Raw genomic sequence first — 22863 nt, 5'->3', positions numbered from 1 at the left:
ATGAAGAGCGCCGTCATCGTCTTTCCGGGCAGCAATTGCGACCGCGACCTGGCGGTGGCGTTCGAGGCTGCGACCGGCGCGAAGCCGACCATGGTGTGGCATCGCGACACCGATCTGCCGGACGACATCGACCTGATCGGCGTGCCGGGCGGCTTTTCCTATGGCGATTATCTGCGGTCCGGCGCGATGGCTGCGCGGTCGCCGGTGATGCAGGCGGTGGCCAGGGCCGCCGACCGTGGTGCCTTCGTCTTGGGCATCTGCAACGGTTTTCAGGTTTTGACCGAAAGCGGGCTGCTGCCCGGCGCGTTGCTGCGCAATGCCGGCGGCCATTTCGTCTGCCGGGACGTGGCGCTGACGGTCGAGAATGCGCAGAGCGCCTTTACCAGTCGTTATGTGGCGGGCGAAGCGATCCGCTTCCCGGTCGCCCATCATGACGGCAATTATTTCGCTGACGAAGCCACGCTCGACCGGCTGGAAGGCGAAGGCCGGGTCGCGCTGCGCTATGCGGAGAGCGTCAACGGATCGGCCCGTAACATCGCCGGCATTCTCAATGATGCGGGCAATGTGCTGGGCATGATGCCCCACCCGGAGCGTGTGATTGAGCCCGCCCATGGCGCGACCGACGGCCAGCGCTTGTTCCAGGGGATCGTCGCCGGGCTGATGGCGCGGGCATAGGGTTGCCGCGCCAGCCGGTTTCACTTCCCCCTGCTTGGCGGTCGCGCCGTTCTAGGCCCCCTTCATCTTCCGGAACTGGTCGAACAGGTCCAGGAAGCGATCAATGTCGGCCCTGCTCAGAAAATAGGGGGTCGCCAGCCGCAATTTGCTGGGCGCGCCGCCGCGGATGCGGACCTTGTGATTGGTCCACAGCCAGTCCTGCAATTCCATCCGCTGCACCGGCGGCACATTGACCGTGGCGATTGCGCCGCGCAGCGCCGGATCGGGCGAGGTCCAGCTTTCCGCGCCACGCTTCATCATCTCGCCATGGATATAATCCGCCAACATGCGGTTGCGCCTTTCGATCCGGTCCATGCCGATGCTGTTGGCAAAGCCGATCGCGACGTTGAGGCCCATCAGCGTGGGGATGCAGGACGATCCGATCTGCATGTAGCGATCCGCCATCCGTGCCGGATCATCATAGCCGCCGGTCACGGTCGTATGCCATAGCCGGTCCATCACGCCCTTGTCGCGCAGGTAAAGAAATCCCGTTCCCTTGGGCGCGAATAGCCATTTATGCATCGATCCGGTGTAAAGATCGCATCCTAACTCATTCAAATTTATATTTATCATTCCTGGTGCATGGGCGCCGTCAAATGCGGAAACGATCCCTTTCGACCGGGCCAGCGCGGTGATCTCCTTCGCTGGCAGGACTACGCCGGTCGCGGTGCTGATATGGCTGACGAAGATGATCCGCGTCCGGGGCGTGATCGCGTCGTTGATCCGGTTCAATATCTCGGCCGCATCCTTGGGCGGCCTGGGCATGGCGAATGTCTTGACCACCACGCCATAGCGGCGCGATCGCAGCAGCCAGGGCATTTGGCCCGATCCATGTTCCTCGTCACTCATCAACACTTCGTCGCCGGCCTTCATGTCGAAGCCGTTGGCCACGTAGCTGTTCGCTTCGGTGCAATTGCGCAGGATCGCCATCTGCTCGACTCGCGCGCCTGCAAAGTCTGCGAAGGGCTGGCGATATTGGTCCCACGATCCATAGCCCCAGATCGGATATTCTTCCGATCCCGGCTGCGTCATCTGCTCGGTCTGTTCGAACCCGTCGAAGATCGCCTTGAGCACCGGACGGGGTGAGGAGCCGACCGTGCCGACATTCAGGTTCACGACATCGGCGGGGATCAGGAATTGCGCCCGCAAGGCCTTCCAATAGCCATCCTCATCTGTGTCGTAGAGATCGTCGGCGGGCAGCGGGACGCCCCTGAGCGCCTGCGCACCCAGGGGCTGGGCGATCGAAGCGGCAGCCGCGCTGCCAAGGAAGGAACGGCGGTCGAGCATCGGAACTCCTCGGCACTGGCGCAGGCATGGGAAACGGCCCGGCAACAACTCTGCCCAAGGTTGAACGAGGCTCAGGCGGAAATCCGCGCCCCGTGCCGCGCGAAAAGCAGCTTTCCATCCCGTCATGCGTTTCCGAGGAATGAAATGGGAGAAGAAAGCCTTGAAATATCCGATGCTGTTTGCCGCCCTGCTGTGCAGCGCCTGCAACGTGTCCGTGACCGACGCCAATGACAGCGCGCCGCAGGAGACTGCCCCGACGAACGCTGCGCAGGCCCAGGGGCAAGACCCCCATGCTTTTCAAATAGTAGAAGAAAGTGCCAGTAACCCAATATCGCAAAACAAGATTTTGCAGGCGCAGGTGGCGCTCGATCGTCGCGGCTTCTCGCCGGCTGTGCTCGATGGCAAGGACGGGATGAGCTTCAAGGCGGCACTGCGCGGTTTTCAGGCTGCACGGGATTTGCCCGTCACCGGCGCATTGGACGCCAAGACCGGCGCGGCGCTTCTGGAAGGGGATGCCCGTCCGGCCACCTGGCTGGTGAGAATCCCGGATGGCTTCGCGCGCGGCCCTTTCTTCGATATTCCCAGGGGATTGAACGAACAGGCCAGCCTGCCCGCGCTGACCTATCGCAATCTTCTGGAAAAGTTGGCGGAACGGTTCCACACGACTCCCGAAGCGCTGATGGCGCTTAACCCGCCCGGTACGAAAGTCGCCGCTGGCGCCACCGTCCGTGTGCCCGCGATCGATAATCAGCCGGTCGCGCAGATCGAAGGCGACGATCGCGGCTGGGGCGAAACGCTCGCCAGTCTCGCCGTGGCAAAGACGCAACCGCAGGCCGACCATATCGTCGTCGACAAATCCGAAGGCCTGCTCAAGGCATATGACGCCGACAATCGCCTGATCGCGCAATTTCCCGTTACCACAGGTTCGCAGCATGATCCGCTGCCGCTGGGCGAATGGACGATCAAGGGCGTCAGCCGCAATCCCGATTTCCACTATAACCCGGACCTTTTCTGGGATGCGTCCAGCACCGACAAGAAAGCGATGTTGCGACCTGGCCCCAATGGCCCGGTGGGCGTGGTGTGGATCGACCTGTCGAAGGATCATTATGGTATCCATGGCACCCCGGAACCGCAGATGATCGGTCGCACACAAAGCCATGGCTGCATCCGCCTGACCAACTGGGATGCTGCCCGCCTTGCCCAGATGGTGAAAAGCGGGGTCAAGGCGAAGTTCCAGGCATGAGTGCGCGGGCGTGGTGCGGGGGTGTGGGGGCATTGCTGCTCTGCATCGCCTTCGTCCATTTTTGCGTGCGGATCGTGCCCGCAGACGCGCCCTCGGTTCAGAGAGAGGCATCGGATGCTGGCGCCCAAGCCGGGCCGCTGCTGATCCCGGTGGAGGGCGTGCCCGCTTCCGCCCTCAGCGACACGTTCACCCAGGCGCGTTCGGGCGGGGCGCGGCCGCATGACGCGATCGACATCATGGCGGCACGGGGCAGGGCGGTGCTTGCCGCCGCCAATGGCCGGGTCGAGAAAATCTTCTGGAGCGAAACGGGCGGCCGCACCCTGTATGAACGCTCGGCCGACGGACGGCTGCTCTATTATTACGCGCATCTCGACGCTTATGTGCCGGGCCTGCGCGAAGGCCAGCCGATCCGGCGCGGCCAGCCTATCGCCAGCGTCGGCAGCACCGGCAATGCCGACCCCGCAGCGCCGCATTTGCATTTTGCGGTGCATGTGATGCAGCCGGGCGACCCTTGGTATGGTGGACGGCCGATCAATCCCTATCCGCTGCTGACGCGGCGTGACTGACGCCCGCCTTGTCCGTGCACGCCCCTCTTGCCCTCGCACCCTTCCAGATGTAAAGGCGCGGCCAGCCTCCAAGAGGCCGGCTCTTTTCCACATTCAGACATATAGGCAGGCTCTTCCCATGAAGATCAGCGGCGTGGACATCCGTCCCGGCAACAATATCGAATATGAGGGCGGCCTGTGGCGCGCTGTCAAGATTCAGCACACCCAGCCCGGCAAGGGTGGCGCCTATATGCAGGTGGAACTGAAAAACCTGATCGACGGTCGCAAGAACAACGTCCGCTTCCGATCCGCCGAAAGCGTCGAGCGCATCCGCCTCGACACCAAGGATTTCCAGTATCTCTATGCCGAAGGCGACATGCTCGTTTTCATGGATCAGGAAACCTATGAGCAGATCAACCTGCCCGCCGAACTGCTGGGTGACGCCGCGGCCTTCCTTCAGGACGGCATGATGGTCGTACTCGAAATGTATGAAGAGCGCCCGATCAGCGTTCAGTTGCCCGAAACCATCGAAGCGACGGTCGTGGAGGCCGACGCCGTGGTAAAGGGCCAGACCGCCTCGGCCAGCTACAAGCCCGCGATCCTCGACAATGGCGTGCGCGTCATGGTGCCGCCGCATATCGTCAGCGGCACGCGCATCGTCGTTGACGTCTATGCCCGCGAATATGTGAAGCGGGCCGACTGATGGGCCGGGCGCGCAGCATGGCGCTGGCCGCGGTCCTGCCGGTCGCGCTGCTGCCGGCTGCGCTCCATGCCCAGGCCGCGCGCCCGGCGCGGCCGACCAGGGCGCAGATCGAAAATGCCGCGCAGGTCCTGCGCGTCATCACCAGTGCGCTCCAGTCGAACGCCGTCGACCAGCCGGTCAAGAACGCATTGTTCGACTGCCTCTATTCCAACGCGGTGGCCAAGGTCAGCGAAGCGACAGACGAGGTGATCGCCGCCAATGCCGGCAAGGTCGATCGCAAGGATGCGTCGCAGATGCTGGTCGTGATCGCGGGCGTGTGCGGCTATCGTCCGTCCGCTCCTGCCACCGCGCCCGTCCCGAAGAAATAACCAGACAGGCCGCCCCATGCGGGCGGCGGAGACATGATATGGCATCGCATTCCGGCCTTCTTACCGTCATGGAGCGCGCCGCGCGCAAGGCGGGCAGCAAGCTTCGCCGCGACTTTGGCGAGGTCGAGCATCTCCAGGTCAGCCGCAAGGGGCCGGCGGATTTCGTGTCCAAGGCCGACCATCAGGCCGAAAAGACACTGGTTGAAGAGTTGCAGAAGGCGCGCCCGGACTGGGGTTTCCTGCTGGAGGAAGGGGGCGAGATCGCTGGCGATCCTGCCAAGCCGCGCTGGATCATCGATCCGCTCGACGGCACCACCAACTTTCTGCATGGCATCCCGCATTTTGCTATCTCGATCGCGGTCGAGGAGCCGCTGTTCGGTGGTACGAAGCGCGAAGTGACCACCGGCCTCATCTACCAGCCCGTCACCGACGAAAGCTATTGGGCGGAAAAGAGCCGGGGCGCCTGGCGGCATGACCAGCGGCTTCGCGTCTCGGCCCGCCGCGACCTGGGCGACTGCATCATCGCGACCGGCATCCCGTTCATGGGGCATGGCGACATGGCGCAATGGACCCGAATCTTCGGCGCGGTCGCGCCGTCTGTCGCGGGCATCCGCCGCTTTGGCGCGGCCTCGCTCGATCTCGCCCATGTCGCATCGGGCCGCTATGACGGCTATTGGGAAAGCGGCCTTCAGCCCTGGGACGTTGCCGCCGGCCTGTTGCTGGTGCGCGAAGCCGGCGGTTTCACCAGCGATTTCCGGGGCGGCGACCAGCCAATCGAGCGCAAGGAAGTGATTGCGGGCAATGACGCGATCCACAGCAAATTGCACAAGCTGGTCGCCAACGCCCTGCGCTAAGGTCCATCTAGGCCAAGCGGTTCAGCCACTTGGCCATTTTGCGATTCATTCTCAGCCTTTAGGCCCCTTGCTTCGCATATGCAGCGCGCCTAAAGCGCCCCCACAACCTTTTCGCCCAGGGGATAACGTTGGTCGATCTTGCCCAATATCTGCCGATCCTGATCTTTCTTGGGGTCGCGCTGCTGCTCTCCAGCGCGTTCGTCTTTCTGCCGATGCTGGTGGGTCGCCTGACCGGCGCGCACAAGCCCGACCCCGCCAAGCTCAGCGAATATGAATGCGGCTTCCCCGCGTTCGAAGAGCCGCGCAGCCAGTTCGACGTGCGCTTCTATCTGGTCGCCATCCTCTTCATCATCTTCGATCTTGAAGCGGCGTTCCTGTTTCCCTGGGCCGTAAGCCTCGACCAGATCGGCTGGGCCGGCTGGGCGACGATGATGATCTTTATAGCGGAGCTGGTGCTCGGCCTCGTCTATGCGTGGAAGAAGGGAGCACTCGATTGGGAGTAGAACTCTATAGCCCTGCGCCCGGCACCTTGCCCGCGCAAGGGACGCAGCCCGATCAGGATTTCTTCAATTCGCTCAACAGCGAAGTGAATGACAAGGGCTTCCTGATCACCTCGACCGAGGAACTGTTTCAGTGGGCGCGCACCGGGTCGCTCTGGTGGATGACCTTTGGCCTGGCCTGCTGCGCTGTGGAGATGATCCACGTCAACATGCCCCGCTACGACATGGAACGCTTCGGCGTCGCGCCGCGCGCCTCCCCGCGTCAATCCGACGTGATGATCGTCGCGGGCACGCTGTGCAACAAGATGGCTCCTGCGTTGCGCAAGGTTTACGATCAGATGTCCAATCCGAAATATGTGATTTCGATGGGCAGTTGCGCCAATGGCGGCGGCTATTATCACTATAGCTATTCGGTAGTACGCGGCTGCGACCGGATCGTGCCGGTCGACATCTATGTGCCGGGGTGTCCGCCGACCGCTGAAGCCCTGCTCTATGGCGTGATGCAGTTGCAGCGGAAAATCCGCCGGATCGGGACGATTGAGCGTTAATATGGGCCATTCTGCACCCAGGATCATGAACCCTCAGGGCATTGCCGATGAAATCGGCGCGCTGCTGGGTGCCATGCTGATCGAAACCGTCGACCATGCCGATGAGCTGACCCTGATCGTCGCGCGCGCGGAACTGGCCAATGCCATGGCCCTGCTGCGCGACATGGGCCATTATCAGCAATTGATGGAAATTGCCGGCGTCGATTATCCCGACCGCCCGGAGCGGTTCGAGGTCGTCTATCATCTGCTCAGCGTCACGCGGAATCATCGCGTGCGGGTGAAGGTGAGCACTGACGAGGACATGCCGGTTCCCACCGTCACGCATCTCTGGCCGGTCGCCGGCTGGCTGGAGCGCGAAGTGTTCGACATGTATGGCGTCGTGTTCGACGGCAATACCGACCTGCGCCGCATCCTGACCGACTATGGGTTCAAGGGGCATCCGCAGCGCAAGGACTTCCCGCTGACCGGCTATGTCGAGCTGCGCTATTCCGAGGAGGACAAGCGCGTCGTCTATGAGCCGGTGAAGCTGGCCCAGGATTTCCGCAGCTTCGATTTCATGAGCCCGTGGGAAGGCGCGGACTATATTCTGCCGGGCGATGAGAAGGCGAAGGGCGAAGCGCCGGGCGCGCCGACGCCTGCTGCGTCCCCCGCAGCCTCCACGCCCAAGACGACCGGGAAGAAGGCCGATACCGGCGCTGGCGAAGCGGCGAACAAGGCGGCTGAGGTCAAGTCGGCGGACGCGCCCGCAAAGCCTGTGTCCGCGACGGATGAAGGCAAGGGCGCCGCCAAGCCGGAGGACAAGGCATAATGTCCGATTATCTCGAAAAGCTGGATCATCATACCGACGCCGCCGACCCCACCTATGGCGACACGGAAATCCAGAACTACACGATCAACTTCGGCCCGCAGCATCCCGCCGCGCACGGTGTGCTGCGTCTGGTGATGGAACTGGACGGCGAAATCGTCGAACGCTGCGACCCGCATGTCGGGCTGCTGCATCGCGGCACCGAAAAGCTGATCGAATATAAGACCTATTTGCAGGCGCTGCCCTATTTCGACCGGCTGGATTACTGTTCGCCGCTCGGCATGGAGCATAGCTATGTGCTGGCGATCGAAAAGCTGCTGAACCTGGAAGTGCCGCTGCGCGCGCAATATCTGCGCGTGTTCTTTGCGGAACTGACGCGCATCTGCAATCATATGCTCAACCTGGGTTCGCACGTCATGGACGTGGGCGCGATGACGCCCAACCTGTGGCTGTTCGAGATTCGCGAGGATTGCCTCAACTTCTTCGAGCGCGCGTCGGGCGCGCGGATGCACTCGGCTTATTTCCGGCCGGGCGGTGTCCATCAGGACGTGCCGCTCAAGCTTTTGACCGACATTGCCGACTGGCTCGACACGAGATTACCGAGGCTCTTCGAGGATGCGATGAGCCTGGTGGTCGACAACCGCATCTTCAAGCAGCGCAACGTCGACATCGCCATCGTGTCGAAGGAAGATGCGCTGAAATGGGGCTTTTCCGGCCCGATGATCCGCGGCTCCGGCATCCCGTGGGACATCCGCAAGGCGCAGCCTTACGACGTCTATGACCGGATGGAGTTCGACGTGCCGGTCGGCACCAACTATGACTGCTATGACCGCTTCATGGTGCGCGTCGAGGAAGTCCGCCAGTCCGCGCGGATCATGAAACAGTGTTTGAACGAGATGCCGGAAGGGCCGATCGCCAGCTTCGACCGCAAGGTGTCGCCGCCCAAGCGCGGCGAGATGAAGCGCTCGATGGAAGCGCTGATCCACCACTTCAAACTCTATACCGAGGGCTTCCATGTGCCCGCAGGTGAAGTCTATGTCGCGACCGAAAGCCCCAAGGGCGAATTCGGCGTCTATCTGGTCGCGGACGGCAGCAACAAACCCTATCGCTGCAAGATCCGCCCGACCGCCTTCTCGCACCTCCAGGCGATGGACTTCATGATGAAGGGCCACATGCTCGCCGACACCACCGCCGTGCTGGGCGCGATGGACATCGTGTTCGGGGAGTGTGACCGGTGAAGGTCACAAAAAACCTTCTCTTAACGTTAGCGGGAATGGTGATAGTCATCCCACTTGCGAAGTATGTTGGTCGCGTCTCTGGCGAAGTTGCAAATGGGTCTGAATTGCCTCGCAAGGAGCTAGCATCCGTTTCTGACATCCAGACCTTAGTTTCGCGCCAAGATGCTGAAGGTGTAACTGATGCAGATATGTCTCCAGAGTTCTTGAAGAACCTTGAGGCTTGGACGTTGGAGCGAGTGAAGTTAAAGGCCAAGCCGCATTGGGATGCCGCTGGCGTTCCTCAGGAGCAGAGAGCCGTTACCGCTGAGAGTGTGTATGTCTCAACAGCATCGCATAAATTGGCGGTTACTCGCTTGCGTATGGGGCAAACTACCCCTCAAGCGATGATATTTGGGATCGTTGGCACTGAGGCGGTTCGGGTTCTTTGTATGAATTCTAATGGCGATGACGTTCCTGTTGCATCTGGACCGTGTGACGAAAAACTTCGTGAAGTTTTTGGGGAATCAATCAATCCTTTGGTGACTACATAATGGCTGACGCACCCCATATTCCCGATGAAGCCGAAACCCGCGCGCGCTGGGGCAATTTCGCGTGGACGGCGGAGAATGCCGAGCAGGTAAAAACCATCATCGCCCGCTATCCCGCCGGTCGTCAGCAGTCCGCTGTCATGCCGCTGCTCGATCTCGCCCAGCGGCAGGTCGGCGCGGAGACGCAGACGCAAGGGTGGCTGCCCGTGCCGGTGATGGAATATATCGGCCGTCAGCTCGATATGCCCTATATGCGCGTCTATGAAGTCGCGACCTTCTACACCATGTACAATCTCGCGCCCGTCGGCCGCTATCATGTGCAGGTGTGCGGCACGACGCCCTGCATGTTGCGCGGCTCCGACGATGTGTTTGCGGCCTGCAAGAATAAGGGGCTGGTCAAGGGCGCGACGACGCCTGACGGCCTGTTCACGCTGACCGAAGTCGAGTGCCTGGGCGCCTGCGCCAATGCGCCGATGGTGCAGATCAACGACGATAATTATGAAGACCTGACCTATGACAGCATGAGCGCGGTGCTGGAAACGCTCGCCGCCGGTGGCCAGCCCAGGATCGGTCCGCAGATCGACCGCCAGACGAGCTGCCCCGAAGGCGGCCCGACGACGCTGAAAGAGATGGTCACGGAAAATCACGATTATCGGGGGGATTGGGCATGACCGACGCACCCGCAGCATCGGCTCCGTTCGTCGGCCCGCTCGCCGACAAGGACCGCATCTTCACCAACGTCCACGGCTTTCAGGACTGGGGCATCGACGCCGCCATGAAGCGCGGTGACTGGGACAATACCAAGGCGCTGATGGCGTTGGGGCAGGACGCCATCATCGACATCATCAAGGCGTCGAACCTGCGCGGCCGTGGCGGCGCGGGCTTCCCGACCGGCATGAAGTGGAGCTTCATGCCCAAGGAAAGCAAGGATGGCCGTCCCAGCTTCCTGGTCATCAACGCCGACGAATCCGAACCCGGTTCATGCAAGGACCGCGAGATCATCCGCCACGATCCGCACAAGCTGATCGAAGGCGCGCTGATCGCCGGTTTCGCGATGCGCGCGCGCGCGGCGTACATCTATATTCGCGGCGAGTTCATCTACGAAGCCAAGGTGCTATTCGCCGCCGTCGAGCAGGCCTACGCCAAGGGGTTTCTAGGCAAGAATGCCTGCGGGTCGGGCTATGATTTCGACGTGTTCGTCCATCGCGGCGCAGGCGCATACATCTGCGGGGAGGAAACCGCGCAGATCGAAAGCCTGGAGGGCAAGAAGGGCCAGCCCCGCCTGAAGCCGCCTTTCCCGGCGGGCGCGGGCCTCTATGGTTGCCCCACCACGGTCAACAATGTCGAGAGCATCGCGGTCAGCCCGACGATCCTGCGGCGCGGCGCGGCCTGGTTCAACGGCTTCGGACGCGAGAATAATCGCGGCACCAAGCTGTTCCAGATCAGCGGCCATGTGAACAAGCCCTGCGTGGTCGAGGAAAGCATGTCGATCCCGTTCCGCGAACTGATCGACCGCCATTGCGGCGGTATTCGCGGCGGCTGGGACAATTTGCTGGCGGTCATCCCCGGCGGATCGTCGGTGCCCTTGGTCCCCGCGCGGGAAATCATGGACGCGCCGATGGATTTCGACGGGTTGAAGGCGCTGGGTTCGGGCCTTGGCACCGCCGCCGTCATCGTCATGGACAAGTCCACCGACATCGTCCGCGCCATTTCCCGGCTGTCCTATTTCTACAAGCATGAGAGCTGCGGCCAGTGCACGCCTTGCCGCGAAGGCACAGGCTGGATGTGGAGGGTGATGGAACGGCTGCGCACCGGCGACGCCGACCTGTCCGAAATCGACATGCTGCATCAGGTGACCAAGCAGGTCGAAGGCCACACCATCTGCGCGCTCGGCGACGCAGCGGCCTGGCCGATCCAGGGGCTGATCCGGCACTTCCGCCCGGAAATCGAGCGGCGGATCAACGAGCGCGGCGCGCCTGTGATGGAGGCGGCGGAGTGATCAAAGGCCCTGCCTTTATGATTGCTTGTTTCACCCTGGTATGTGGCACGGTCGCCACCGCGCAGAGTGGGATGGAGGCACCGCTTGGCTCACGCATCATGCGTCCCAAACCGGCGGACGTGCCAGATCGAGGACGTTTGGCCGATGCGGATCGTGCACGGTTGACAATGCACGAATTTGCGGACTGCATCGTGGCAACGTCGTCGTCTGAGGCGCTGCGTTATCGCGAACTGGGCTATATGGTGCCGGAGACGAAGAAAGTTCTGACCAAGTTGGCCCAATCAGAATGTCTACGCGCCGGACAATTGGCAATGCCTTCGGATTTGCTGCGTGGTGCTATTTTCAGGAGCTATTTTCTGCGTGAATTTGGCAACGTATCTCCGCCCGTAGACAGCAAGGAAGTGGATTTTTCCCGGTTTGTCACCGATCCAGCATCGGCATCAGGCGGGCAGTATCTTTTGCTGATGTCCTTGGGCTCATGCACGGTTCGCGCTGATACTGCCAAAGCGGCTGCATATGTTCGGTCAACGCCGGGCAGCGATGGGGAAACCAAAGCCCTGGGTGCGTTGAAGCCTGTTCTTGGCCCCTGCTATCCGGCGGGTGCGCAGCTCAAAATGAATAAATCTGTTCTCTCGGCTTTGCTCGCGGAAGCGTTGTACCGCGAAGCGGAGGCCGGCCGGCAGTCATCCGCGGAGGTCGCGCGCTAAATGCCTAAAGTCAAAGTAGACGGCGTAGAACTCGAAGTCCCGGCGGGCGCGACAGTCCTTCAGGCGTGCGAATTGGCGGGGAAGGAAATTCCGCGCTTCTGCTATCATGAGCGGCTGTCCATCGCGGGCAATTGCCGCATGTGCCTGGTCGAGGTGAAGCCCGGACCGCCCAAGCCGCAGGCGTCCTGCGCGCTGCCCGCCGCCGAGGGTCAGGAGATCCGCACCGACAGCGAAATGGTCAAGAAGGCGCGCGAAGGGGTGATGGAGTTTCTCCTCATCAACCATCCGCTCGATTGCCCGATTTGCGACCAGGGCGGCGAATGCGATTTGCAGGACCAGTCGGTCGCCTATGGCCGGGGCGCGTCGCGCTATGACGAAAATAAGCGCGCAGTGACCGAGAAGAATATGGGGCCGATTGTCAAGACGGTCATGACCCGCTGCATCCAGTGCACCCGCTGCGTGCGCTTTGCCGAGGAAGTCGCGGGCGTGCCGGAAATCGGCGCCATCTATCGCGGCGAAAATATGCAGATCACCACCTATCTCGAACATGCGGCCAAGAGCGAGCTGTCGGGCAATGTGGTCGATTTGTGCCCGGTCGGTGCGCTGACCGCCAAGCCCTACGCGTTCGAGGCGCGTCCGTGGGAGCTGAAAAAGACCCATGCGATCGACGTGATGGATGCCGTCGGCACCAACATCCGCCTCGACAGCCGGGGCCGTCAGGTGCTGCGCGCGGTGCCGCGCATCAATGATGACGTGAATGAGGAATGGGCGTCGGACAAGACCCGGCACAATGTCGATGGTCTGGTGCGCAAGCGGCTCGACAAGCCCTATGTCCGCAAGGACGGCAAGCTCGTCCCGGCGACCTGGGCGGAGGCTTTTGCGGCGATCGCGGCGGTTCAGCATGGCGGGAGCGTCGCAGCGATCGCCGGCGATCTGCTCGATTGCGAGACGATGTTCGCAGGGCGTGCGCTGGTCGAGAAGCTCGGCGGGACGATGCTCGAAGGGCGTCAGACCGGCTTGGCCTATGACGTGTCGAGCCTGTCGTCGGTGGTGTTCAACACGTCGCTGGCCGATCTGGAGACCGCTGACGTCATCCTGCTGGTCGGCACCAATCTGCGCTGGGAAGCGCCGCTGGTGAACACGCGGCTGCGCAAGGCGATCAAGAAGGGCGCGAAGGTTTTCGGCATCGGGCCTGAGTTTGACCTGACCTACAAGGTCGAATGGCTGGGCAATGATGCGGCGCTGCTGGGCAAGTTGCCTGACGCCGTTGTCGAGGCGTTCGGCAAGGCGGCGCGGCCCGCGATGATCGTGGGCGGCGGCGTGCTGGCCAAGGATGGCGCGCATGGCGACACGCTGGCGCTGGTCGAGACGCTGGGCCTGATCAAGGATGGCTGGAACGGCTATAACGTCCTGCACTTCGCGGCGGCGCGCATGGGCGGGCTGATGCTGGGCTATGCAACGCAAGGCGGTATCAAGGCGATCGCGGCGGCCAAGCCGAAACTGCTGTTCGCGCTGGGCGCGGACGAGGTTGATTATGCCGCTTTCCCCGACAGCTTCAAAGTCTATGTCGGCCATCATGGCGACAAGGGCGCGCATGCGGCGGACGTGATCCTGCCGGGCGCGAGCTATGCCGAAAAGGCCGGCACCTATGTCAATTTGGAGGGCCGGGTGCAGCGCGGCGAAAAGGCAGTGTTCGCGCCGGGCGATGCTCGCGAGGACTGGTCGATCCTGCGCGCCTTGTCCGACGTGATGGGCGCGACACTGCCGTTCGACAGCTTCGAGCAACTGCGCGCCGAAATGATCAGGGCGGTGCCTGCGTTGGGCGTTGAAGGGCTGGCCGATTATGGCTGGTCTGTCCCCAAGCTGCCGACCGGCGCGACTGGCGAACTGGCCTCGCCGATCAAGGATTTCTACCTGACCAACGCCATCTGCCGCGCCAGCCCGACGATGCAGCAATGCTCGGCGGAACTGGTCCATGGCGAGAGCTACGCGGAGGCCGCAGAGTGACTGCTTTCTTCCAAAATCTTGGCCTGCCGTTCGAAGGCGCCTGGTTCCTCTCGACCATCATCGGCATCCTGCTGATCGCGCTGCCGGTCATGCTGGCGGTGGCGATGCTTATCTATGCCGATCGCAAGATCTGGGCAGCGATGGCGCTGCGGCGCGGGCCGAACGTGGTTGGTCCCTTCGGCCTGCTCCAGTCCTTTGCGGACGGCGCCAAGGTTTTCCTCCAGGAAACCATCGTCCCTTCAGCGTCGAACAAGGCGCTGTTCCTGATCGCGCCGATCATCACCTTCACGGTCGCGTTGTTGGCTTGGGCGGTGGTGCCGTTCCAGGTCGGCGTGGTGCTGGCGGACATCAATGTCGGCCTGCTCTACATTCTCGCCATCTCGTCGCTGGGTGTCTATGGCATCGTCCTGGCGGGCTGGGCGTCCAACTCCAAATATCCCTTCTATTCGGCGATCCGCGCCAGTGCGCAGATGATCAGCTATGAAGTCTCGATCGGCTTCATCCTGATCTGCGTTGTGCTGTGGGCGGGCAGTTTCAACCTGACCGCGATTGTGGAAAGCCAGAAGGGCTATTATGGCTTCCTCAACGGCAACGGCTTTAACCCGCTGCTGTTCCCGATGGCGATCATGTTCCTGATCAGCGCCATGGCCGAAACCGCGCGCGCGCCCTTCGATCTGACCGAAGCGGAAAGCGAGCTGGTTGCGGGCTATCAGACCGAATATTCGTCCATGGCCTTCGCGCTCTACTGGCTGGGCGAATATGCCAACGTCATCCTGATGTGCGCGCTGAACGCGATCCTGTTCTGGGGCGGCTATCTGCCGCCGGTCGACTGGGCGCCGCTCTATTATGTGCCCGGCATCCTCTGGCTGTTTGCCAAGATACTCTTCTTCTTCTTCGTCTTCTCCTGGGTAAAGGCGACGGTGCCCCGCTACCGTTATGACCAATTGATGCGGCTTGGCTGGAAAATATTTCTGCCGACCTCGCTGTTCTTCGTGTTCCTGGTGTCGGGCTTCCTCATGCTGACGAGGTATGGGGGATGAGGATAGTTCAAACTCTCGTTGCTGGTGGCTGGATTGCGTTTGCTACAGCTAGCATTGCTCAAACGCCGGATGACCCAACAAGGCGATCCGCCTATCTATGCCAGATTTGGCCTCGTGGAGGACCAATGCCGGGTAACGATTCACCAAGGTTTAACTTTGGTTTTCTTCTGCCGCCGGGACCGGAAGTCGGCGTGATGCAAGTCGATGAGACGATCGACAATGTTGGCGCGCTTGAAGGTTCAACGCTCATCAATGTGCGATCAACGGCACCGGGCACGCTTGCTGCTCTAACCGGGCCGGTCAGAGACAAGAATACAGTTCTCGTAAGCTTGACCGGAAGTAAGCGTGGTCCTTGGTTGGATGCTGGAATTGGCCGAACAGATGGAACGAATAACGTGAAGTTTGTAGGAGCCTGTTTCGGCTTGCGTACTGCAACTACGGCTGACGATTTTCATTCAGCGTTTGCTGACGGGCGGAAAGCACAATGAGCCTCGGATACTACATCAAAAGCTTCACCCTCTGGGAGTTCGTGAAGGCGCACTGGCTGACCTTGAAATATTTTTTCAAGCCCAAGGCGACGATCAACTATCCCTATGAGAAGAACCCGATTTCGCCGCGGTTCCGGGGCGAACATGCGCTGCGTCGCTATCCCAATGGCGAAGAACGCTGCATCGCGTGCAAGCTGTGCGAAGCGGTGTGTCCGGCGCAGGCGATCACCATCGAGGCGCAGCCGCGCGAGGATGGCAGCCGCCGCACCACGCGCTACGACATCGACATGACCAAGTGCATCTATTGCGGTTTCTGTCAGGAAGCCTGCCCGGTGGACGCGGTCGTGGAAGGCCCGAATTTCGAGTTCGCGACCGAAACCCGCGAGGAGCTGATCTACGACAAGGCCAAGCTTCTTGAAAATGGCGACAAGTGGGAACGCGCGATCGCCGCGAACCTTGCCGCCGATGCCCCCTATCGTTAAGCCGCGCGCGTCAAAGGGAATATGAACCTGTGATTCACGTCCTCGCCTTTTACCTGTTCGCCATTTTGGTGGTGAGCAGCGGCGCGCTCACCATCCTGTCGCGCAACCCCGTGCATTCGGTGCTGTGGCTGATCCTGGCCTTCTTCAACGCGGCGGGCCTGATGGTGCTGCTCGGTGCCGAATTCATCGCGATGCTGCTCGTCATCGTCTATGTCGGCGCGGTCGCGGTGCTGTTCCTGTTCGTGGTCATGATGCTCGACATCGACTTTGCCGAATTGCGCGCCGGTTTCGTCAGCTATCTGCCGTTCGGCCTGCTGATCGCGCTGGTGCTGCTGGCGGAAATCGTGCTGGGCATCGGCCTGTGGAGCGCGGGGCCGATCGAACTGGCGCAGCGCGCCGCACCGGCGAACCCGGAACTCAGCAATATCCAGGCGATCGGCGGCATTCTCTACACCCGCTACATCTTCCTGTTCGAAGCGGCGGGCATCGTTCTGCTGGTCGCGATGATCGGTGCGATCGTCCTGACCCACCGGACCCGTGGCGGCACGAAGGGCCAGAATATCGCCCGGCAGAACCGCCGTCGTCCGCAGGATGCCGTGCGCAATGTCAATCAGCCCGTGGGGCAGGGGGTGGAGCTGTGATCGCGACCGTTTCCGTCATGCCAGCGCAGGTCGTTGAGAGGCACGTGACTCTCAACGACATCTCATGCCTTGGCGCGCTACCGCCTGAGACCCCAGCCTCCGCTGGGGTGACGGCCTCCTTTGAAGGGATGCCGTCATGATCGGCCTTCAACATTATATGGTGGTCAGCGCCATCCTGTTCGTGATGGGGGTGCTGGGCATCTTCATCAACCGCAAGAATGTCATCATCATCCTGATGGCGATCGAGCTGATTTTGCTCAGCGTGAACATCAACCTCGTCGCATTCAGCGCCTTTCTGGGCGATCTGGTGGGGCAGGTGTTCAGCATGTTCGTGCTGACCGTCGCGGCGGGTGAGGCGGCCATCGGCCTTGCCATCCTCGTCATTTACTTCCGTGGTCGCGGCACCATCGCCGTCGACGATGTCAACCGGATGAAGGGCTGAGCCTGAACTCATGATCCAGCTTATCGTTCTTCTTCCGCTGCTGGCGGCTGCCATCGCCGGCCTTGGCAACAAGGCCCTTGGCAAGCTGCCGGCCAAGATCGTCACCACCGGCGCGCTGTTCGCGGCCTGCGCCATGAGCTGGGCGATCTTCATTCCCTTCCTGACCGGCCATGCGCAGGCGTATGTGACGCCGCTCTTCACCTGGATCGAAAGCGGCAGCTTCGATGCCCAGTGGGCGTTGCGGGTCGACACGATGACCGCCGTGATGCTGGTGGTCATCACCAGTGTCTCCAGCCTCGTCCACCTCTATAGCTGGGGCTATATGGACGAGGAGCCGGATCAGCCGCGCTTCTTCGCCTATCTGTCCCTCTTCACCTTCGCGATGCTGATGCTCGTGACGGCGAACAACCTGCTCCAGATGTTCTTCGGCTGGGAAGGCGTGGGCTTGGCCTCCTACCTCCTCATCGGCTTCTGGTTCCGCAAGCCCAGCGCCAACGCCGCCGCGATCAAGGCGTTCGTCGTCAACCGCGTCGGCGACCTTGGCTTCATGATGGGCATTTTCGGCACCTATCTGGTGTTCAACACCATTTCGATCCCGGAAATTCTGGCCGCCGCACCTTCCATGGCCGGTTCGACCATCGGTTTCCTGGGCCATCGTTTCGATACGATGACCGTGCTCTGCCTGCTGCTGTTCGTCGGCGCGATGGGCAAGTCGGCGCAGCTTGGCCTCCACACCTGGCTGCCCGATGCGATGGAAGGCCCGACCCCCGTGTCGGCGCTGATCCACGCGGCGACCATGGTGACGGCGGGCGTGTTCATGGTGTGCCGCCTGTCGCCGATGTTCGAAACGTCGGAAACCGCGCTGCATGTCGTCACCTATGTCGGGGCCGCGACCTGCCTGTTCGCCGCGACCGTGGGCACGGTGCAGACTGACATCAAGCGCGTCATCGCCTATTCGACCTGTTCGCAGCTTGGCTATATGTTCTTCGCGGCAGGCGTCGGTGCCTATGGCGCGGCGATGTTCCACCTCTTCACGCACGCCTTTTTCAAGGCGCTGCTGTTCCTGGGCGCCGGCTCGGTGATCCATGCGATGCACCATGAGCAGGACATGCGCTATTATGGCGGCCTGCGCAAAAGCATCCCCATCACCTTCTGGACGATGACGCTCGGCACGCTCGCCATCACCGGCGTCGGCCTGCCGCTCGTCGGCGTGGGCTTTGCCGGCTTCTATTCCAAGGACGGCATCCTCGAAGCGGCCTTCGCGTCGGGTGGTGCGGGCGTGGGCGCCTATTATGTCGGCATCTTCGCTGCGCTGCTCACTAGTTTCTATAGCTGGCGCCTGGTATTCCTGACCTTCTTCGGCAAGCCGCGCTGGACCCGGTCGGAGCATATCCAGCACGCGCTGCACGACGCCCACGGACACGACGCGCACGGCCATGACGACCATCACGCCCATGACAGCGGCGACGGCACCGGCGGCTATCATCCCCATGAAAGCCCCTGGGTCATGCTGCTTCCCCTGGTGGTGCTCAGCCTCGGTGCAGTCTTTGCCGGCTTCATCTTCCACGATCAGTTCATCGGCCCGGAAGGCGGCATCGCATTCTGGAAGGGCGCGCTCGCGTTCGACAGCCATCTGATGCACGCGGCCCATGAAGTGCCGACCTGGGTGAAATTCGGTCCGTTTACCGTGATGCTGACCGGCCTGATCATCGCCTGGCTCGCCTATATCAGGAACACCGACTGGCCACAGCGCTTCGTTGCCACCTTCGGCGCGCTCTACCAGTTCCTGCTCAACAAATGGTATTTTGACGAGCTGTACCACGTCCTGTTCGTCAAGCCTGCTTTCGCCATCGGCCGCTTCTTCTGGAAGTTCGGTGACGTCGGCTTCATCGATCGCTTCGGCCCCAACGGGCTGGCTGCGCTGGTCGTGCAGGGCAACAAGATCACCCGCCGGCTTCAGTCCGGCTACCTCTACACCTACGCGCTGGTGATGCTCATCGGGCTCGCCGCGGTCGCAACCTGGGCGATGACACGATAATGGACGGCTTCCCCATCCTTTCCCTGATGATGGCAGTGCCGATGGCGGGGGCCATCGCCTGTCTCTTCGCGGGCGCCAACAGCGCGCGCTGGATCGCCCTGATCGCCACCTTGGTCGATCTGGCTTTGGGCATCGCGCTCTGGGCGAATTTCGACCAGGGCGGCCTGCAGTGGCAGTTCCAGGAATATGCGCCGATCTTCGGCAAATTTGCCTGGGCGCTGGGCATCGACGGCATCGCCCTGATGCTGATCGCGCTGACCGTGTTCCTGATGCCGATCTGCATCGGCGCAAGCTGGAACGCGATCCAGAAGCGCGTCGGGGAATATATGGCGGCCTTCCTGCTCATGGAGGTGCTGATGATCGGCGTCTTTGCGGCGCAGGATCTCTATCTTTTCTACATCATGTTCGAAGCCGGCCTGATCCCGATGTACCTGATCATCGGCATCTGGGGCGGCGCGGACCGCATCTATGCCAGCTACAAATTCTTTCTCTACACGCTGTTCGGCTCGGTCCTGATGCTGATCGCGATGATGTGGATGGTGCATGAAGCGGGCACGACCGAAATTCCGGCGCTGATGGCCTATAATTTCGAGTCCGGTGCCCAGACCTGGCTGTTCCTCGCCTTCTTCGCCAGCTTTGCGGTGAAAATGCCGATGTGGCCGGTCCACACCTGGCTGCCCGACGCGCATGTGCAGGCGCCAACGGCCGGTTCGGTCATCCTGGCGGGCGTGCTGCTGAAAATGGGTGGCTACGGCTTCATCCGCTTTTCGCTACCGATGTTCCCCGAAGCCTCGGCGCAGCTTGCGCCGCTGGTCTGGGGCCTGTCGATGGTCGCGGTCGTCTATACCTCGCTGGTTGCGCTGGTGCAGTCGGATATGAAGAAGCTGATCGCCTATAGCTCGGTCGCGCACATGGCGATCGTCACGGTCGGCCTGTTCGCCTTCAACCAGGCGGGTATCGAAGGCGCGATGATGGTCATGCTGGGCCATGGCCTGGTTGCGGGCGCCCTGTTCCTGTGTGTTGGCGTCATCTACGACCGTCTGCATACCCGCGAAATCGCCCGCTATGGCGGTCTGTCGATCAACATGCCGCGTTATGCGGTACTGTTCCTGTTCTTCACCATGGCATCGGTCGGTCTGCCCGGCACGTCCAACTTCGTGGGTGAATTCCTGTCGCTGATGGGCATCTATCAGGCGTCGAGCTGGGTGGCGCTGGTCTGCACCACGGGTATCATCCTGGGCGCGGCCTATATGCTCTATCTCTATCGCCGGATATGCTATGGCGATCAGGTCAATGCCGACGCTGCCGCCATGCCGGACCTGTCGGGCCGGGAAATCTGGCTGCTTGCGCCGATCGCCGCCGTCGTCCTGTGGATGGGCGTCTATCCCGAAAGCTTCCTCGCCCCGATGCGCGCGGACATCCATGCGCTTGAAGCGCGCCTCGCCCCTGCGGCTCCCGCAGGAGATTCCAAGATCAAGATGGGTGCGCCCAAGCCTGCGGGTGAAGCGCATCACGAAGAAGTTGCCGCGCACGGGGAGGCGCACTGATGATCGACTCCGCTTCCCTTCTGGCGGTCCTGCCGGAACTCATCCTGACGGCAGGCGGCCTCGCGCTGATGCTGGTCGCGGCCTTCGGCGGCGACGGCTCGGCCCGGATCGTCAACTGGCTGTCGGTGCTGGTGCTGATCGGCGCGGGCCTGGCGTTGCCTTGCTCGCTCGCGCATGGCCCGGACGCCTTTGACGGCCTGATGCGCGCCGACGCCTTCTCGGCCTTTGCCAAGGCGCTGATCTATGTCGCCGCCGCTGCCGCGATCCTGCTCGCGCCGCGCTTCTTCTCGGTCGACGGGCATCCGCGTCCCGAATATCCGGTGCTGATCCTGTTTGCGGCGATCGGCATGGGCATGATGGTGTCGGCGGGCGACCTGCTGACTCTCTATATCGGGCTGGAGATGAACAGCCTGGCCTCCTATGTGCTGGCCAGCTTCATGCGTCAGGACGAACGCTCTTCGGAAGCGGGCCTCAAATATTTCGTGCTGGGCTCGCTCGCAAGCGGCATCCTGCTCTACGGTTCGGCGCTGCTTTACGGCTTCACCGGCACCACGGCGTTCGACGGCATCGCGGTCGCGCTGGGCGATGGTGTGTCGAAGGGCGAACTGTTCGGCTTGGTATTCCTGCTGTCGGGCCTCGCGTTCAAGATCAGCGCCGTGCCGTTCCACATGTGGACGCCCGATGTGTATGAAGGTGCGCCCACCCCTGTCACGGCCTTCTTCGGCAGCGCGCCCAAGGTTGCGGCCATCGCTCTCACCGTCCGCGTCGCGATCGAAGCGCTCGGCCCGGCCGGCCTGGACTGGCAGCAGATCGTGATCTTCGTCGCGCTCGCCTCCATCCTGTTCGGCGCGGTCGCGGCCATCGGCCAGACCAACATCAAGCGGCTGATGGCCTATTCGTCGATCAACAATGTCGGCTTCGCGCTGATCGGCCTTGCTGCCGGAACCCCCGCCGGTGTCGCCGGCACGATGAGTTACATGGCCATCTATGTCGTCATGACGATCGGTGCCTTCGCCTGCATCCTGCAAATGCGCGACGCCGATGGCAAGCCGGTCGAGACGATCGCCAGCCTCGCGGGTCTGTCGCAGTCGCGCAAGGGGCTGGCGGCCGCGCTCGCCATCTTCATGTTCTCGATGGCCGGCATTCCGCCGCTGTTCGGCTTCTGGGCGAAGTTCCTGGTGTTCGATGCCGCCGTCGCCGCTGGCCTGACCGCGCTCGCTGCCTTCGGCATCGCGGCCTCGGTAATCGGCGCCTTCTATTATCTCAAGATCATCAAGACGATGTATTTCGATGAGCCGGCCATCGCCTATGAGGCGAAGGGCGGGGCCGTCGAGAATATCGTCCTCACTGCCTGCGCCGTGGTGATCGTGCTGGGCTATCTGCTCAATCCCGTACTGGACAAGGCGAGCGCCGCGGCTGCGGCGTCGCTCTTCTGACGCTCCTCCGCTTCGTCGCCGAAACCGGCTCCACCAACGCCGATATGCTGGTGTTGGCGGAGCAGGGCGCACCGGAAGGCAGTTGGCTCCGCGCCGGTCGCCAGACCGGGGGCAGGGGGCGCATGGGCCGTGCCTGGGAAAGCCCGGCTGGCAATCTCCATGCCTCCACATTGGTGCGGATCGGCCCGAATGATCCGCTGCCCCACACGCTGGCGCTGGTCGCCGCCAACGCGGTTCACGCGCTGGTCGCGCCGCTCTGCGCAGGGCAGGCACGGATCAAATGGCCCAATGACGTGCTGGTCGACGGGGCCAAGATCGCCGGCATCCTGCTGGAACGGGTCGGCGACGCCATCGTCATCGGCATCGGCATCAATGTCACCGACCATCCGACCGACCTTGATCGTCCTGTCACCAGCCTTTCCGCGCAGGGGGCTGCCGACGCCGATGCCGGCGCACTGCTCGAAAGGCTGGCGCACTTATTCGCGCACTGGCTCGCCATCTGGCGCGCGCAGGGGCTGGAGCCGGTCCGCGCCCATTGGCTGCTCAATGCCCATCCCGGCGGCACGCCGATGTGCATCGTCCAGCCCGATGGCGACGTGATCGAAGGTGCGTTCGATACGCTCGATCGGCAGGGCATGCTGATCCTGCGCTTGGCGAATGGCGATAGCCGTGCCATTCACGCCGGCGATATCATTCTCATCTGA

The 22863-nt window shown here is 62.2% G+C and carries 25 protein-coding genes; 24 read left to right on the top strand and 1 reads right to left on the bottom strand.

What is annotated here, in order from left to right; translation table 11 throughout:
- Entirely contained in the window at window positions 1-675 is a 675-nt protein-coding gene (gene purQ / locus Q4610_RS01065; protein WP_304534164.1) for a phosphoribosylformylglycinamidine synthase subunit PurQ, read from the top strand.
- Between the two features lie 51 nt (window positions 676-726).
- Here the strand turns inward: purQ and Q4610_RS01060 are convergent, their stop codons facing one another.
- Window positions 727-2001 carry an aminotransferase class V-fold PLP-dependent enzyme gene (locus Q4610_RS01060; RefSeq protein ID WP_304534163.1) on the bottom strand — a complete coding sequence of 425 codons (1275 nt, stop codon included), beginning with the start codon at window positions 1999-2001 and terminating at the stop codon, window positions 727-729.
- Between the two features lie 139 nt (window positions 2002-2140).
- Here Q4610_RS01060 and Q4610_RS01055 point away from each other — a divergent pair, with 139 nt between their 5' ends.
- The 23 genes from Q4610_RS01055 to Q4610_RS00945 all read left to right on the top strand — a co-directional run bounded on the left by Q4610_RS01055 (window position 2141) and on the right by Q4610_RS00945 (window position 22863).
- Window positions 2141-3244 (top strand): L,D-transpeptidase family protein, encoded by a 1104-nt coding sequence (locus Q4610_RS01055; protein WP_304534835.1) that lies wholly within the window; start codon window positions 2141-2143, stop codon window positions 3242-3244.
- Window positions 3241-3810, top strand: coding sequence for a M23 family metallopeptidase (locus Q4610_RS01050; RefSeq protein ID WP_304534162.1), 570 nt, complete (start codon window positions 3241-3243; stop codon window positions 3808-3810). Before Q4610_RS01055 ends, Q4610_RS01050 begins: the two co-directional genes overlap by 4 nt.
- A 118-nt stretch (window positions 3811-3928) precedes the next feature.
- The gene (efp, locus tag Q4610_RS01045) at window positions 3929-4492 is read left to right on the top strand and encodes an elongation factor P (RefSeq protein WP_007714790.1); all 564 of its coding nucleotides are present in this window, start codon (window positions 3929-3931) and stop codon (window positions 4490-4492) included.
- A 17-nt stretch (window positions 4493-4509) separates the two neighbouring features.
- Entirely contained in the window at window positions 4510-4860 is a 351-nt protein-coding gene (locus Q4610_RS01040; RefSeq protein WP_304534161.1) for a hypothetical protein, read from the top strand.
- 38 nt (window positions 4861-4898) lie between these two features.
- A complete protein-coding gene (locus tag Q4610_RS01035) occupies window positions 4899-5714 on the top strand; it encodes an inositol monophosphatase family protein (RefSeq protein WP_304534160.1) in 816 nt (271 codons plus the stop codon).
- A gap of 128 nt (window positions 5715-5842) precedes the next feature.
- The gene (locus tag Q4610_RS01030) at window positions 5843-6217 is read left to right on the top strand and encodes an NADH-quinone oxidoreductase subunit A (RefSeq protein WP_006959701.1); all 375 of its coding nucleotides are present in this window, start codon (window positions 5843-5845) and stop codon (window positions 6215-6217) included.
- On the top strand, window positions 6208-6762 hold the full coding sequence (locus tag Q4610_RS01025) for a NuoB/complex I 20 kDa subunit family protein (protein WP_304534159.1): 555 nt from the start codon (window positions 6208-6210) through the stop codon (window positions 6760-6762). Before Q4610_RS01030 ends, Q4610_RS01025 begins: the two co-directional genes overlap by 10 nt.
- A 1-nt stretch (window position 6763) precedes the next feature.
- Window positions 6764-7570, top strand: coding sequence for an NADH-quinone oxidoreductase subunit C (locus Q4610_RS01020; protein WP_304534158.1), 807 nt, complete (start codon window positions 6764-6766; stop codon window positions 7568-7570).
- Entirely contained in the window at window positions 7570-8805 is a 1236-nt protein-coding gene (locus Q4610_RS01015) for an NADH-quinone oxidoreductase subunit D (protein WP_304534157.1), read from the top strand. Before Q4610_RS01020 ends, Q4610_RS01015 begins: the two co-directional genes overlap by 1 nt.
- Window positions 8802-9335 (top strand): hypothetical protein, encoded by a 534-nt coding sequence (locus Q4610_RS01010; protein ID WP_304534156.1) that lies wholly within the window; start codon window positions 8802-8804, stop codon window positions 9333-9335. The genes Q4610_RS01015 and Q4610_RS01010 overlap by 4 nt, the downstream gene beginning before the upstream one ends.
- Window positions 9335-10003 (top strand): complex I 24 kDa subunit family protein, encoded by a 669-nt coding sequence (locus Q4610_RS01005; protein WP_304534155.1) that lies wholly within the window; start codon window positions 9335-9337, stop codon window positions 10001-10003. Before Q4610_RS01010 ends, Q4610_RS01005 begins: the two co-directional genes overlap by 1 nt.
- Entirely contained in the window at window positions 10000-11331 is a 1332-nt protein-coding gene (nuoF, locus tag Q4610_RS01000) for an NADH-quinone oxidoreductase subunit NuoF (protein ID WP_304534154.1), read from the top strand. The genes Q4610_RS01005 and nuoF overlap by 4 nt, the downstream gene beginning before the upstream one ends.
- Entirely contained in the window at window positions 11328-12038 is a 711-nt protein-coding gene (locus tag Q4610_RS00995) for a hypothetical protein (RefSeq protein WP_304534153.1), read from the top strand. Before nuoF ends, Q4610_RS00995 begins: the two co-directional genes overlap by 4 nt.
- A complete protein-coding gene (nuoG, locus tag Q4610_RS00990; protein ID WP_304534152.1) occupies window positions 12039-14045 on the top strand; it encodes an NADH-quinone oxidoreductase subunit NuoG in 2007 nt (668 codons plus the stop codon).
- Window positions 14042-15085: an NADH-quinone oxidoreductase subunit NuoH gene (nuoH, locus tag Q4610_RS00985; protein ID WP_304534151.1), complete on the top strand. Its 1044-nt coding sequence runs from the start codon at window positions 14042-14044 to the stop codon at window positions 15083-15085. The genes nuoG and nuoH overlap by 4 nt, the downstream gene beginning before the upstream one ends.
- 125 nt (window positions 15086-15210) lie before the next feature.
- Entirely contained in the window at window positions 15211-15573 is a 363-nt protein-coding gene (locus Q4610_RS00980; protein ID WP_304534150.1) for a hypothetical protein, read from the top strand.
- Complete coding sequence (gene nuoI, locus Q4610_RS00975; protein ID WP_304534149.1) at window positions 15570-16055, top strand: NADH-quinone oxidoreductase subunit NuoI; 486 nt, start codon at window positions 15570-15572, stop codon at window positions 16053-16055. Before Q4610_RS00980 ends, nuoI begins: the two co-directional genes overlap by 4 nt.
- A gap of 29 nt (window positions 16056-16084) precedes the next feature.
- Complete coding sequence (locus Q4610_RS00970) at window positions 16085-16696, top strand: NADH-quinone oxidoreductase subunit J (protein ID WP_304534148.1); 612 nt, start codon at window positions 16085-16087, stop codon at window positions 16694-16696.
- 136 nt (window positions 16697-16832) lie between these two features.
- Window positions 16833-17138 (top strand): NADH-quinone oxidoreductase subunit NuoK, encoded by a 306-nt coding sequence (gene nuoK / locus Q4610_RS00965; protein WP_004211745.1) that lies wholly within the window; start codon window positions 16833-16835, stop codon window positions 17136-17138.
- A 10-nt stretch (window positions 17139-17148) separates the two neighbouring features.
- Window positions 17149-19176: an NADH-quinone oxidoreductase subunit L gene (gene nuoL, locus Q4610_RS00960; protein WP_304534147.1), complete on the top strand. Its 2028-nt coding sequence runs from the start codon at window positions 17149-17151 to the stop codon at window positions 19174-19176.
- Window positions 19176-20723 carry an NADH-quinone oxidoreductase subunit M gene (locus Q4610_RS00955; RefSeq protein WP_304534146.1) on the top strand — a complete coding sequence of 516 codons (1548 nt, stop codon included), beginning with the start codon at window positions 19176-19178 and terminating at the stop codon, window positions 20721-20723. Before nuoL ends, Q4610_RS00955 begins: the two co-directional genes overlap by 1 nt.
- Window positions 20723-22159 carry an NADH-quinone oxidoreductase subunit NuoN gene (gene nuoN / locus Q4610_RS00950; protein WP_304534145.1) on the top strand — a complete coding sequence of 479 codons (1437 nt, stop codon included), beginning with the start codon at window positions 20723-20725 and terminating at the stop codon, window positions 22157-22159. Before Q4610_RS00955 ends, nuoN begins: the two co-directional genes overlap by 1 nt.
- Window positions 22156-22863, top strand: a complete 708-nt coding sequence (locus tag Q4610_RS00945; RefSeq protein WP_304534834.1) for a biotin--[acetyl-CoA-carboxylase] ligase — start codon at window positions 22156-22158, stop codon at window positions 22861-22863. Before nuoN ends, Q4610_RS00945 begins: the two co-directional genes overlap by 4 nt.

This window comes from Sphingobium cyanobacteriorum (genome assembly GCF_030580935.1).
GTDB lineage: Bacteria > Pseudomonadota > Alphaproteobacteria > Sphingomonadales > Sphingomonadaceae > Sphingobium > Sphingobium cyanobacteriorum.
This window is presented reverse-complemented; position numbering and strand designations above follow the sequence as displayed.